The 12,475-nt window shown below is 43.4% G+C and carries 14 protein-coding genes; 7 read left to right on the top strand and 7 right to left on the bottom strand.

Annotated features, from left to right (window positions below):
• Nucleotides 1-240 precede the first annotated feature (240 nt).
• From EAH55_RS22215 to EAH55_RS22205, 3 genes are all read right to left on the bottom strand, one after another.
• Nucleotides 241-774 carry an AAA family ATPase gene (locus EAH55_RS22215; RefSeq protein WP_121811575.1) on the bottom strand — a complete coding sequence of 178 codons (534 nt, stop codon included), beginning with the start codon at nucleotides 772-774 and terminating at the stop codon, nucleotides 241-243.
• A 159-nt stretch (nucleotides 775-933) separates the two neighbouring features.
• The gene (locus EAH55_RS22210; RefSeq protein WP_121811574.1) at nucleotides 934-1,395 is read right to left on the bottom strand and encodes a DUF4265 domain-containing protein; all 462 of its coding nucleotides are present in this window, start codon (nucleotides 1,393-1,395) and stop codon (nucleotides 934-936) included.
• A gap of 9 nt (nucleotides 1,396-1,404) precedes the next feature.
• The gene (locus tag EAH55_RS22205; protein ID WP_121811573.1) at nucleotides 1,405-2,466 is read right to left on the bottom strand and encodes a polysaccharide deacetylase family protein; all 1,062 of its coding nucleotides are present in this window, start codon (nucleotides 2,464-2,466) and stop codon (nucleotides 1,405-1,407) included.
• Between the two features lie 117 nt (nucleotides 2,467-2,583).
• Between EAH55_RS22205 and EAH55_RS22200 the strand changes: the two genes are divergently transcribed.
• The 4 genes from EAH55_RS22200 to EAH55_RS22185 all read left to right on the top strand — a co-directional run bounded on the left by EAH55_RS22200 (nucleotide 2,584) and on the right by EAH55_RS22185 (nucleotide 4,648).
• Nucleotides 2,584-2,856 (top strand): hypothetical protein, encoded by a 273-nt coding sequence (locus EAH55_RS22200; RefSeq protein ID WP_114939009.1) that lies wholly within the window; start codon nucleotides 2,584-2,586, stop codon nucleotides 2,854-2,856.
• The gene (locus tag EAH55_RS22195; protein WP_121811572.1) at nucleotides 2,853-3,614 is read left to right on the top strand and encodes an MBL fold metallo-hydrolase; all 762 of its coding nucleotides are present in this window, start codon (nucleotides 2,853-2,855) and stop codon (nucleotides 3,612-3,614) included. The genes EAH55_RS22200 and EAH55_RS22195 overlap by 4 nt, the downstream gene beginning before the upstream one ends.
• 72 nt (nucleotides 3,615-3,686) lie before the next feature.
• A complete protein-coding gene (locus EAH55_RS22190; RefSeq protein ID WP_121811571.1) occupies nucleotides 3,687-4,127 on the top strand; it encodes a BLUF domain-containing protein in 441 nt (146 codons plus the stop codon).
• A 98-nt stretch (nucleotides 4,128-4,225) separates the two neighbouring features.
• Entirely contained in the window at nucleotides 4,226-4,648 is a 423-nt protein-coding gene (locus tag EAH55_RS22185; RefSeq protein ID WP_121811570.1) for a BLUF domain-containing protein, read from the top strand.
• 135 nt (nucleotides 4,649-4,783) lie between these two features.
• Here the strand turns inward: EAH55_RS22185 and EAH55_RS22180 are convergent, their stop codons facing one another.
• Nucleotides 4,784-5,251 (bottom strand): hypothetical protein, encoded by a 468-nt coding sequence (locus EAH55_RS22180; protein WP_121811569.1) that lies wholly within the window; start codon nucleotides 5,249-5,251, stop codon nucleotides 4,784-4,786.
• 186 nt (nucleotides 5,252-5,437) lie between these two features.
• Here EAH55_RS22180 and EAH55_RS22175 point away from each other — a divergent pair, with 186 nt between their 5' ends.
• Nucleotides 5,438-7,018, top strand: coding sequence for a GDSL-type esterase/lipase family protein (locus EAH55_RS22175; RefSeq protein WP_121811568.1), 1,581 nt, complete (start codon nucleotides 5,438-5,440; stop codon nucleotides 7,016-7,018).
• A gap of 190 nt (nucleotides 7,019-7,208) precedes the next feature.
• Here the strand turns inward: EAH55_RS22175 and EAH55_RS22170 are convergent, their stop codons facing one another.
• Nucleotides 7,209-8,177 carry a glycoside hydrolase family 5 protein gene (locus tag EAH55_RS22170; protein ID WP_121811567.1) on the bottom strand — a complete coding sequence of 323 codons (969 nt, stop codon included), beginning with the start codon at nucleotides 8,175-8,177 and terminating at the stop codon, nucleotides 7,209-7,211.
• 159 nt (nucleotides 8,178-8,336) lie between these two features.
• On the opposite strand from EAH55_RS22170, the gene EAH55_RS22165 reads away from it, so the two are divergent.
• Together EAH55_RS22165 and EAH55_RS22160 are read left to right on the top strand one after the other, a co-directional pair.
• Nucleotides 8,337-9,602 carry an alkaline phosphatase family protein gene (locus EAH55_RS22165; RefSeq protein ID WP_121811751.1) on the top strand — a complete coding sequence of 422 codons (1,266 nt, stop codon included), beginning with the start codon at nucleotides 8,337-8,339 and terminating at the stop codon, nucleotides 9,600-9,602.
• Nucleotides 9,603-9,611: 9 nt separating this feature from the next.
• A complete protein-coding gene (locus EAH55_RS22160) occupies nucleotides 9,612-10,115 on the top strand; it encodes a hypothetical protein (protein WP_121811566.1) in 504 nt (167 codons plus the stop codon).
• On the opposite strand, the gene EAH55_RS22155 is transcribed toward EAH55_RS22160, so the two are convergent.
• Complete coding sequence (locus tag EAH55_RS22155) at nucleotides 10,107-11,042, bottom strand: DUF72 domain-containing protein (protein ID WP_121811565.1); 936 nt, start codon at nucleotides 11,040-11,042, stop codon at nucleotides 10,107-10,109. The two genes, EAH55_RS22160 and EAH55_RS22155, sit on opposite strands and share 9 nt — an antisense overlap.
• 217 nt (nucleotides 11,043-11,259) lie before the next feature.
• Entirely contained in the window at nucleotides 11,260-12,021 is a 762-nt protein-coding gene (locus EAH55_RS22150; RefSeq protein ID WP_121811564.1) for an SDR family oxidoreductase, read from the bottom strand.
• Nucleotides 12,022-12,475 lie beyond the last annotated feature (454 nt).

The following is a 12,475-nucleotide window of genomic DNA, read 5'->3' as shown; positions in this document are numbered from 1 at the left end:
CGAGGAGGAACGACGAAGCAATCTCGTAGCTATGCATATCGGACATGCATTGGCTACGAGATTGCCACGCTTCGCTCGCAATGACATGGTTTTTATTTGTTTTTCGCGCTGTTGTTGATGCTGTTATCAGCAACCATCAGATAGCCAACGAAATATGATAATTGTACGTCGTAGAGTTGTTGGTGACAACACCAACAACGGCCAATACTCGTGGCCTGGTGGCGAGCAGCGGCAGTTTTTTTAAATCACTTTTAACTTCCCCAAAACAGCTTCAACTCTTTCCTCCACAGTAGTGTCACCTTCAATAACCAATAAAGGCGTTTTTAGGTTATTCATCCAGTTTTTGTGCGAGTGAAGGCTGCGGCTATTAGTGATAAGCTCATCATAGCCTCGTGCCCATTCAATAAATTCATTATAGAGCCTGTTGCGTTCTCTGTCGGTATGGATGATATCGCCGTAACGTTCAAACTCCCTTTCCTGTAAACGCCTGATCCTGATGGCCGGCGGGATATATAAGAATACCGACAGGTCAAATTGCCAATTATTGTTCCAGTTGATAACGGAGCCGCCGAGGATCCAATTTTTGTTATCAGCGATTTCATTATTGATCATGGCATTTCTCTCTTCGGGTGGTCGCCGGTTAGTGAAAGGAGGACTGGAAGGGAACCAGAAATAATGATCGCTGTCGAAATAGGGGTAGCCAAGTTTTTCGCTTAAAGCCTGGCCGAGCGTGGTTACTCCTGAGCCTGACGCTCCAAAGATGTTGATGCGCATAAAAGCAGATAGAATGTTCGGCAAGTAACTAAAATTCCGCCAAAGATGTGATGTGGAGTAGATTAAAAATAAGCTATAAATCAATTGATTATAGTTGGGTTATTATTTTACTCAATACATTGAGTAAAATAACTCAGTGTATTGAGTAATTTCAGATAGTTAATATTGATGCTCTTCTGATAAACATGATTCAGCATAACCTATAATATCCTGCTGTTTTAATTCTTCTAAGCGGGCTTTGACTAAAACGTAATTGACCGAAACAGGGACGTCTATGGCAAAATATTTATTGCCCATCCCTTCCCAGTTACATCCCAGTTCTTCAAATGTTTTACCAATGTTTTTGAGCCCTGCGGTATCATCCATCAAAATTACGTGGATAGTTGAATTGCCCGAATACTCCCGGGTTTCACGGTAAGTGAGCATTTTTTCATCTTCATCAAACTCAGCAAATATGATATCGCCTGATGCTATAATGGGTAGATAAAAAGGAATGTTATTTAACTCGTAGAGTCCTTGAACCTCGTCAATTACTTTAGTCCACATGGTTTCTACAGTAATCTCTTCTAATATATCGCTATAAACCCTGAATAGTACTTTAACGTATTTATCATCACTCATAAAACAAACTTACTCATTTCCCACCTTAACCCGCCGTTCCATTACCTCTTTCCAAGTAGTTAAAATAAACCCTTTTTGTTTCAGGTAAGCTTTCAACCGCGGATCGGTCATGGCCAGCAGGTCGCCTTTTCGTTTCTGGCCTTCGTTGCAGATGTTTTTAAATTCGGGTGATGGATTGGTGCAATGCATCAACACCATGGTTAAGCCCGGCGAAAAACGGTCGAAGTTTTCAATATAATGGTCGGTGTACCATTTTTGTAGCTCTTTGTCGGTAGCCTTATCAATATCGGGCATAACCCAGTCGTAGCTTGAATTATCAAGATCGTCTAATACGGGGAGACCGCCTTTCCAGGCCAGTTCGCCAAGCTCACGTACTTTAGCCAGCTCTGCCGGTTCAGGAATGGTCATGCCCTCGGTGTATTTACCATCTTTTTTAAGCTGGGCAATGGTAGCGTTTTTAGCTTCGGCCCGGTAAAAAAGATCTTCGCCGCCGGGCAGCATTATCGGTATCTTTTTTTCGATGCCCAGGTTTATGTATTTTTCAAGAAAAGCAGGCTTGGCAAACAATGTTCCCATGTGCGAGTCGAGATGTGTTGGCGTAAAGCCCATGGTTAAGGCGCGGTCAAGCTGGGCACGTATTTCCTTATCAATTTCATCTGCGGTAGCACGGAAATATACGGCGGCAACTCCCGGCCAGAAAGCCCCCTCTTTATCCACCAGTCCGGGCACCGCGGCTTTACCGGAAAGTGGTCCCCAGCGGCAATTTTGCCATTCGGAAGTTAGGGTTAAATGCAGGCCGGCATCTATGCCGGGGTGTTGATCCATATAATGTTTAAAATCGGGCACCCAGGGGCAGGGCATCATCACACTGGTTGATGTAGCTACACCTTCACCAATGGCTTTTTCAACGCCCTTATTTGATTCATGCGACATGCCTGCATCATCAACATGCAAAATAATTACACGGGCGCCTTTGGGCCAGCCAAGCTTTTCGGCATAGGTTTTTGTTTGCTGGGCGTAAACGGCAATACTAAAAACAATACCGGCTGTGGTGAGCAGTAAGTTCTTCATCTGGATAGTTTTAGGATATAAAAGGTAAATAAAAATAGAAATTTAATTAGCAAATGTGACATGCAAATGCCAATTTGGGTACTTTAAATACCCCTGTTTTTACTACTTTTGAAATTAATGCTTCCCGCAACAAACCATACGCTCGAGAAACTGGAAATGCTGTTAAAAACGGCAGGTTACAAGGTACGCTATGAAAAAGGCAACTTTAAAACCGGGGCATGTTTGCTGCTCAGCAGTAAAATGATCGTAGTGAACCGTTTCTCTAACCTGGAAAGTAAGATCCTTGCTTTAACAGAACTGTTACGCGAACTTGAGGTTGACTACAAGCTGCTTGATGATAAACAGATTGCATTTTTGCAGGAAATTAAACAAACAAAACTGCAGCTGTGACCATAACATTTTTAGGAACCGGAACATCGCAGGGCGTACCTGTTATAGCGTGTAATTGTGAGGTATGCCTCTCGGCAGATAAGCATGATAAGCGCCTGCGCAGCTCTATTTTAATTGAGGCCGAAGATAAGGTCATTTCTATCGATTCGGGTCCCGATTTCAGATACCAAATGCTTCGCGCCAATGTACAGCATCTGGACGCTATAGTTTTTACCCACGAGCATAAAGACCACGTTGCCGGCATGGATGATATCCGGGCGTTTAACTACAAGCAAAACGCACCTATTGATATTTATGCGGATGAACGGGTTCAAAAAGCTTTGACGCGTGAATTTCCTTACATTTTTGATGGCACAGGTTATCCTGGTATTCCGCAGGTAAAAATGCATACTATCGCGCTTGATCCGTTTAGGATAGGTAATGTTGAGCTTATCCCCATCGAGGTGTTTCATTATAAGCTTCCCATCAAAGGTTTCAGGATCAAAGATTTTACGTATCTCACCGATGCCAAAACAATTCCGGACGCTGAGAAGGAAAAAATAAGGGGTACCAAAACGCTGGTGATAAATGCCCTGCAAAAGGAAACTCATATCTCGCATTTTACACTTAGCGAAGCCATTGCTTTTGCCAATGATATTGGCGCGGAAACCACCTATTTTACGCACATCAGCCACAGGCTGGGCAAACATGCCGATGTTTCTAAAGAACTACCTGCGGGTATCGAACTGGCTTATGACGGGTTAAAATTGACTTTTTAACATCGACATAAAACCACCGCCTCTTTTTCTTCGTAGTTATGAAAATAAAATAGCCCCTAATTTTATTTCTATATGGAATATCTTGTATTTATTAGCACCGCTAAAAAGCTAATGAGCGATGCCGAACTATTGGACCTGCTGCAATCGGCCAGGTCAAAAAACTCCGAAAACAACATTACCGGAATGCTTCTTTATGGCGAAGGAACCTTTTTGCAGGTTCTTGAAGGTGAAAAGGAAGATCTGCACAGGGTTTATAATGCCATCCAGGCCGATTTCAGGCATCGTAACATCATTGTGATGATCAGCGGAATACTTAACGAACGGATTTTTTCAAAATGGTCGATGTCTTTCGCATCGGTTAACGCGGATGTGCTTGAAGTGGTTGAAGGTTACTTAAACCCGGCAAAGATGAGTTTTGCAGCTGATGTTAATAATCACCCCACTGTAAATATGGTGAAAACCTTTGCAGAAAGTAACAGGCTTGCAACACCCGTTTTTACGCTGTTCAATTAGTTATTTAGGTTAGAAACTGGGTTGATACATTAACATTTTTTGTGCTTTTTTTGTATTAACTCTTCGTATATTGAGGAGGTAATATTGACCCTAATTTCATGGAATATCTTGTTTATGTAAGCACGGCAAAAAAATTCATGAGCGATGCAGAACTATTGGATCTGTTACAAGCAGCACGGATAAAAAATGCCGAACATAATGTGACAGGTATGCTCCTTTATAGTGAAGGTACTTTTATTCAAGCCCTTGAGGGTGAAAAAGAAAATCTTTACGTTATCTATAACGCTATCACACTCGACTCTCGTCATCGTAACATTATTTTAATGGTATCCGGAAGTGTTGAAGAAAGGATTTTCTCCAACTGGTCAATGGCTTTTGCTTCAGTAAATGCGGACGTATTGGAATTAATAGAGGGCTATTTAAATCCATCAAACTCAAATTTTATTGGCGACAACAATCATGCTACCGTTTTGATGCTCAAAACTTTTGCGAAGATCAATATGTTGCCGCTGTCGTTTTAAAAATTAGTTATTCAGCCCGTGACCGGTTTTATGCTGTAGTTCATCTATCTATATAGATGCTTCGGCCTTTGTTAATGATTCGTTGAGATCTTTACCGGCTTAATCAATATTGCGTGCCTGAATACCTGTCAGGGCTTATAACTCAATAAAGCTTACCCTGTCAATAGTTCCCTTATATTGTTTTAAATGGCCTTTGTCGCTTGCGTCAACCACGCCACGAATGGTTACCTTACATTTATTCATTTGGGTAAACTGCCCATCATTATAGGTAAATAAACCGATATGTGTACCGGGAAGATAAAGCGGGCAGTCCTGGCTGAAATCAATCCATAAAGCATTCTCCAATTTGTGGCTTGAAAAAAGGCTATCATTAAAAAGCGCCGACTGCTCATTTCCTTCTTTGTATTTGCCACTCACCTCAACGTATTGCTTGTCGTATTTTTCGATATGATTGATCAACTCGGTGAAAGAAACCTTCTTGTAATCTTTGGAGATATTGCAATCGCTTTGAAAGATCTTTTTTTGTTTGGCGCATGCTCCAAGCAAAATGAGCAACGGAAAAATCCGGAGCAGATTTTTGATATGGATAAACGCCGCAGTCATATAAATCAGGAATGTTTAAGATAGCGAAAATATCTGTCACTAAACCTTATAACAGATATTTTACAGCGAGGTTACAGATACGGTGACTAATTAGGAATTTATCTTTGCTAAAACGTTTCGGCATCTTGATTATTAGCTTTATGCTGTTATTTTTGTACATCAACATTAACCTGAATTAAACCTCCCATGAATTTAAAACTGATAGGCTCCTTACTCCTGTTAGCGTGTCTTGGTGCGCAAGCCCAGCAAAAAGTTATTCCGTTGTATCCCGGTGCTGCTCCCGGTTCCGAAAACTGGAACTGGAACGAAGCCGAAAGCGATAATAACGCCTTTAACACCAAGGTAGTTTACAATGTTACCCATCCATCGTTAAGCGTTTTCCTGCCCGATTCAACTATTGCCAACGGTACCGCTGTGGTTATTTGTCCGGGCGGCGGTTTTCATACCCTTTCTATCAATAGCGAAGGGTATGATGTTGCCAAATGGCTCAACAAACAGGGCGTAGCATGTTTTGTATTGAAATACCGGCTGGCACATAGTTTAACCAACGATCCGGTAAAAGAGCTGATGAGCAAAATGAGTCAGAAAGATTTCCCGAAACAGGTAGCACCAATTATCCCTCTGGCCGTAGCAGACGCGCGTACGGCGCTGGCCTATGTGCGGGAACATGCTGCCGAATATCATGTTTCGCCGCAACGCATCGGGATCATGGGCTTTTCGGCAGGGGGGACGCTGGCAGGCGCTGCCGCATTTAATTATACAGCCGCCAATAAACCTGATTTTGATGCGCCTATTTATGCCTACGTGCCGCCCGAATTGCTTTCAAAGATTCCTGATGACGCGCCGCCGATGTTTATTGCCGCTGCTACCGACGATCAACTTGGTCTTGCGCCACACAGTGTTGAGCTGTACAGCAAATGGCAGGCATCAAAACATAGTGCCGAATTGCACATGTACCAAAAAGGCGGTCACGGTTTTGGCATGCGTAAACAAAACCTGCCTACCGACAACTGGATAGAGCGTTTTAACGATTGGCTGGAGCTAAACGGCTTACTGAAACCGGTTGACCCTAAAATAAAATCGGTAAAAGAAAGGAACGAACAGTGGGAGGCCTACCATAAACAATGGGAAGACGCCTTTCATAAAGACTGGGCAAATATGGGCCGTTACAAGGCCGATAACGATAAATTAAAAGCATCGGCCCTAAACCCTAAAAGTGTAGTTTATATGGGCGATTCCATTACCGATTTCTGGCTCAACAGGGATTCGACCTTTTGGAGTGGCAAACCTTATTATAACCGTGGCATCAGCGGGCAAACCACTACTCAAATGTTGGTACGTTTCCGTGAGGATGTAATTGATCTGAAACCCGGCGCGGTAGTGATCCTGGCAGGCGTTAATGATATAGCCCAAAACAACGGGCCTATAGCTATCGAAGATATATTTGGCAATATTCAATCTATGGCCTTGCTGGCTAAAGCTGCCAATATTAAAGTGGTAATATGTTCAGTATTGCCTGCTTATGCTTTCCCATGGCGTCCGGGTATGGAGCCTGCCCCAAAAGTTATCCAGCTTAATACCATGCTTAAAACCTTTGCCGATGCCCAGAAAATGGTTTATGTAGATTACCACAGCGCCATGGCCGACGAGCGCAAAGGCCTGCCAAAAAATCTTGCCGCCGATGGTGTACACCCTACTTTAGAGGGGTACCGGATAATGGGATCGTTGGTGGAGAAAGGGATAGCAGAGGCGTTGAAAAAGAAGTAAATCTGCAATTACATCAATCTAAATAACCGTTAGGAAAAAAGGTCATTGAGAGGAGGAACGACGAAGCAATCTCGTAGCTGAGCATATCGAATATGCATTGGCTACGAGATTGCCGCGTCGCGTCCAAGCACTTTTGCCCATGCCGCTCCTCGCAATGACATGAGTTATTAGATATTCAAACTTGTACTTCCTACTTATTTAATTCCCTTAATACATTCCTGATAAAGATGCCTGCCGGGGTTAGGTTGGCTTCTGTCCAGCCACCTTGTATGGGGGCATTGTTTTGCAGCAGGGCGGTGGTTTCGTGTTTATCGGTGATATTCCAGTTAGTCCAGCTTAGTTTATTGTCTTCGGTCCATTTAAGCCAGGTTTTTGTTTTTTGCAGATTAAATTCACCGTCGCCGCTGGCTTCGCCAACGCCCCATTCGGTAACAATCAACGGTAGTTTCATGGCGATAGCCTTGTCAGCTTTTGCCCGTAAAGCATCCTGATGATACGGGTCGCTGGCATAAAAGTGGAAAGAATAGGCTATATTACTGTAGCCCTTTATCGGATCGGCAGCGGCAATATCTACATCCTGGTCCCAGTGCGGACTGCCCACTACTATTACATTGTCTTTATCATATTTGCGGATAATGGGGATGATCTGCAGCGCATAATCCTTAACCGTTTTCCAGTCGGTTTTTTCAGGTTCGTTCCAGATTTCGTAGATCACGTTAGGTATACCGGCATATTTCTTAGCCATCTGCCTGAAAAAATCTTTCGACTCGCTCACATGCATGTTTGAGTTATGATCGTGCCAGTCTATCAGCACATAAATACCGCTCCTTATCGCTTGGTCAACTACACTTACAATCAGGTCTTTTTGCTCTTCAGGTTGTTGCAGATAGCCGCCATCGGGCTGCACACCCATTGCGGCCCGGATAATGGATGCTTTAAAATCGTCGGCTAACCAGCTTACTACGCCCGGATTAAAATATTTACGCCCCTGCCAAAGCGACCATGAAAAGCTAATTCCCCGTAATTGTGGGGCAACACCATGTTCGTTTACAAGTTTGCCATCCTCAACCTTTAGCTTACCGTTTTGGGCAACCGGTGTTTGGGCCGATACAGACCAGCTAAGGGTAACAGATAATAAAAGCGCTATAAAGATTTTCATTCGCAATTAAATTAAGAGGAAAGTAATTTATAGCTACGTTGCTGCTTTTATAGCAAGATGTAAAAATTTGATTAGATAATGCTAAAAACAGCCAAAGTTTACCGGTTGTTTTTATTCAGGTAACCCAGTATGTATAAATTCGCGCATCATTGTTTCAGCATGAAAAAGTACAGTATTCTTTTAGTTTTCCTATTACTGGTTAGCACCGCTTTCGCGCAGGATACCGCTCAAAAAATCATCCCTAACCGTAAAAACAGCATTGCTCAACAGAAAAAGCCTTATGTTATCCTGATTTCGGCAGATGGCTTCAGGTATGATTATGCTAAAAAGTATAACGCCCAGCATTTACTTGATTTAAGTGCTAAAGGCGTGCGGGCCGAATCTATGATCCCTTCATATCCCTCGGTAACTTTCCCTAATCATTATGCTTTAGTGAGCGGGTTATATCCATCGCACTCGGGTTTGGTTAATAACTCCTTTTATGATCGGGCACGTAACGATAGCTATTCTATGGGTAATAAACAAAAGGTAAAGGACAGCAGCTGGTATTTTGGCTCGCCACTTTGGGTTTTGGCCGAGCAGCAAAAAATGGTTTCGGCAAGTTTTTACTGGGTAGCTTCGGAGGCTGCTATACAGGGCATTAACCCTACTTACTATTATGTTTACAATGATAAGATAGCTATTCATGACCGGATCAGCGCTGTGGTAAACTGGCTGAAGCTGCCTGAAGATAAGCGCCCGCACCTTATTACCTTTTACTTTCCACAGGTTGACCATGCCGGGCATACCTTTGGGCCCGATGCTCCAGAAACCGAACATGAGGTACATTTTGTTGATTCGGCAGTTAATGAGCTGAACAAGGCTGTAAAAACTGCAGGGCTTGATGTTAATTTTATTTTTGTATCAGACCACGGCATGACCAAAATTGACCGCGAACATACCCTGGGCATTCCTGCTGCAATCGATACGGCTAAATTCAGGATCTCTGGCGATGGTATATTAGTTGAATTGTATGCTAAAGACAAAGCGGCTATCCAGCCAACTTATGATCGCCTTAAAGCTGAAGCGAAGGATTACGATGTATATCTGAAAGCCAATATGCCGACTAATATGCACTACAGCGCTGCCGATGATTGGCATAGCCGCATAGGCGATATTTTGCTGATTCCGCATTATCCCCTGATTTTTAATTTATGGAACAATAAAAAAATAAATATCGGCTGGCATGGTTATGATTCCTACGCTGTAAAAGATATGCACGCTACCTTCCTGGCTTGGGGGCCGGCCTTTAAAACAGGTAAACAAGTACCTTCTTTTAAAAATGTTGATGTTTTTAATTTAGTAAATCGGATATTGGGGCTTAAATACAATGGTAAGGTTGACGGTACCGATCAACTTGCCGATGAGATCCTCATTAAAAAATAGAAACATCCTATGAAAAAAGTATTCAGGCTCCTGATCATCATATTGTCGCCACTGGCTTTACACGCGCAAAATCCGGCTGTGGTAAAACAACAGGCTACCTTAATGGCCCAAAGCATGACCAAAGGCGATTACAAAGGCATCGTTAATTACACTTATCCTAAAGCGGTGCAAATGGCCGGTGGTAAAGAAAAAATGACAGCTATGATGGGCGCAGCCATGCAGCAGATGAAAGCCGCTGGTATAAACTTTGAAAGTATTACCGTAGGCGACCCCGGCAAATTTTACAAGGCCGGTACCGAAACTCATTGCCTGCTGCCGGAAACCATCGTTATGTCAAGCCCTAAAGGCAGGGTAGCTATGCACAGTAACCTGCTGGCAGTTAGTGGCGATGGTGGTAAAAACTGGTCGTTCCTGGATATGAATAACTCTACCGCCGATAAGGTGAAGCAACTGATCCCAAACTTTAACCCGGCCTTAAAAATTCCGCCTGCTACTACCGAGCCATTACAATAAGAGCGAGGTTTGTGCGGTTGGCTTATCGTCGCGTTGGATAAACGTTGGGCGCATTAACTGCGTGCCCAGCGCTTTGTTTAATTCTTCAACCACGTAATCGGCCAGTTCGGGCGAGTAGCGCTCATCGTGCTGGTGCATAAAAAACCATACCGATTTAAGGCCCTGATCTTTCCAGTTTTTAATCCGTTCAACCCACTCGTCAACCCGGGCGTAATCGGTAGGGTGGAGGCTGTTACCTACAAAGCGGATAAAGGCATGCGGTGTGGGCAAAGCCATGTGCACTACATCGCGTCTGCCGCTGGCATCAGTTATAATTGAACCAATATTGAGTTCGCGGAAGAGGTTAAATACCCTGTCGCGGTTTTCGGTAACGGCAAACCAATCTTTGTGGCGCAGTTCTACAAATACCGGGATATCTTTTGGCAATTGTTCCAGGTAGGCTTTTAGCTCGAGGAAGCTTTTGGGCGTATAGTTATCGCTCAACTGCAAAAACAGCGGACCAAGCTTTTCGCCGAAGGCTAAAATACCTTCATAGTAGGTAGTGGTAATATCATCGGCGTTTTTTAAACGGCGAATGTGGCTGATGCTTTGCGAAAATTTAGGGCAAAATTTAAAACCGGGATTACTATCTGCCTTGGTTTTCCATTTAGCAATAGTGTCGGGGCCGTAAACCTGGTAAAAGGTAGCGTTAAGCTCTATGCAATCAAAGTGCTTAACGTATTCATCTAAAAAATTAGCGTCTTTGGTTTTTGGCGGATAGATTTTGCCGATCCATTCTTTACGTCCCCATTTAGCACAGCCAACGTGTACCTGCAGAGGCACATCGTTTTTGGCGGCGGCAAGCGTTTCAGCAGTTATCTGCGGATCTGCCGGCAGGGTAAAATCAACCCTTGCTAATTCCTCATCTGTTACTCTACCAAATTCCATTTGCTCTTTTTTGTGGGAAAGATAGTGATTTGGATTGATGGTTGATTAGGTGAATGGTTGATTGAGTGGATAGTTGATTAGGGGAATTGGAGAATGGGTTGATTAAGTGAGTAGTTGATTATGTTGAAAGCTCACAAACAAGCATCCCGCCTGTAACTACTCACTTAATCAACCCAGTCAACCACTCACCTAATAAACCCAATCAACCATTCACCAATTAAAGAAACATCCCGCCCGAAGCTTCAATACGCTGCGCGTTGATCCAGCGGGCATCTTCTGTACAAAGGAAAGCTACTATGCCTCCGATGTCATCCGGTTGGCCAACCCTTCCCAAAGCTGTTGATTTCGACATCATTTCTTCCAAACCGGGGTGTGAATCAAATGCTGCTTTGGTAAAATCGGTCTGGATAATACCCGGGGCTACAACGTTTGCGGCTATACCACGACCGCCCAGTTCTTTTGCAAGATATTTGGTAAATACTTCAATAGCGCCCTTCATGGAAGCATAGGCGGCATATCCGGGAGTTGAGAAGCGGGCCAACCCGGTCGAAAAATTGATGATCCGACCACCATCGGCAATTACAGGCAGGCTTTTCTGGGTTAAAAAGTAAACGCCTTTAAAATGCACGTTAAACAGGTTGTCAAAATCCTCTTCGGTGGTTTGTGCAAATGGTGAGGCCGCGTCAATACCCGCGTTATTGATCAGGAAGTCGAAAGTATCACGTCCCCATTTTTCGTTCAGGGTTGCCTTTAGTGTTGTAATGAAAGCATCAAAGGTTGATACAATGCCCGTATCAAGCTGCAAAGCGGCGGCTTTTTGCCCTATTGATTCTATTTCGGCAACAACAGCTTCTGCTTCTTCTTTTTTGGTGCGATAGGTAACTATAACGTCAATGCCTTTTTGGGCGATGTGTTTTGCTGCGTTTTTGCCCAGGCCGCGGCTACCGCCGGTTATTAATGCTATTTTGTTTGTTTTCATTATGGTGTGTTTTAATGTTTTAACAATACAAAGGTGCAATGGTTAGCTAATAAAATTATGGTGACTACTTCAGATTAAATGGTGACCGTTTAAGTTTTTTAGTGGGGGAGTACCAAAAAAACAAAGTGAAGATATCGGAAATTCCCTCCCCCGGGGAGGGTTGCGTTAGGGTTGCGTATTGGCAGGGACGGGCTTACACGTCTTTGCAATGACCGGCATCTCGCTGAACCCCTCCCTACACCCTCCCAAGGAGGGAATCGCACGGCCCGCGTTCTTCCTTTTTATGGTCTAATGGCTATCCTGTATCAAGAAAAAGACATCACAACTACTCCCATCCTAAATTTATCTCCCTCAAAATCAATATAAAACAAAGAGAAATAAAATTAAACTACTAAAACTATAGGATTTATATAATTAATTATTACATTTGCACTGTCAACAACGACAAAGCGTT

Origin of the sequence: Mucilaginibacter kameinonensis, from assembly GCF_003675385.1 — a bacterium.
GTDB lineage: Bacteria > Bacteroidota > Bacteroidia > Sphingobacteriales > Sphingobacteriaceae > Mucilaginibacter > Mucilaginibacter kameinonensis.
This window is presented reverse-complemented; position numbering and strand designations above follow the sequence as displayed.

Coding starts and splice junctions, on each gene's coding strand:
- EAH55_RS22155 (WP_121811565.1), bottom strand. CDS start 11,042: ATGGAATTTGGTAGAGTAACAGATGAGGAATTAGCAAGGGTTGATTTT.
- EAH55_RS22200 (WP_114939009.1), top strand. CDS start 2,584: ATGCTTCCCGCAACAAACCATACGCTCGAGAAACTGGAAATGCTGTTA.
- EAH55_RS22190 (WP_121811571.1), top strand. CDS start 3,687: ATGGAATATCTTGTATTTATTAGCACCGCTAAAAAGCTAATGAGCGAT.
- EAH55_RS22180 (WP_121811569.1), bottom strand. CDS start 5,251: ATGACTGCGGCGTTTATCCATATCAAAAATCTGCTCCGGATTTTTCCG.
- EAH55_RS22165 (WP_121811751.1), top strand. CDS start 8,337: ATGAAAAAGTACAGTATTCTTTTAGTTTTCCTATTACTGGTTAGCACC.
- EAH55_RS22175 (WP_121811568.1), top strand. CDS start 5,438: ATGAATTTAAAACTGATAGGCTCCTTACTCCTGTTAGCGTGTCTTGGT.
- EAH55_RS22185 (WP_121811570.1), top strand. CDS start 4,226: ATGGAATATCTTGTTTATGTAAGCACGGCAAAAAAATTCATGAGCGAT.
- EAH55_RS22150 (WP_121811564.1), bottom strand. CDS start 12,021: ATGAAAACAAACAAAATAGCATTAATAACCGGCGGTAGCCGCGGCCTG.
- EAH55_RS22215 (WP_121811575.1), bottom strand. CDS start 774: ATGCGCATCAACATCTTTGGAGCGTCAGGCTCAGGAGTAACCACGCTC.
- EAH55_RS22210 (WP_121811574.1), bottom strand. CDS start 1,395: ATGAGTGATGATAAATACGTTAAAGTACTATTCAGGGTTTATAGCGAT.
- EAH55_RS22170 (WP_121811567.1), bottom strand. CDS start 8,177: ATGAAAATCTTTATAGCGCTTTTATTATCTGTTACCCTTAGCTGGTCT.
- EAH55_RS22160 (WP_121811566.1), top strand. CDS start 9,612: ATGAAAAAAGTATTCAGGCTCCTGATCATCATATTGTCGCCACTGGCT.
- EAH55_RS22205 (WP_121811573.1), bottom strand. CDS start 2,466: ATGAAGAACTTACTGCTCACCACAGCCGGTATTGTTTTTAGTATTGCC.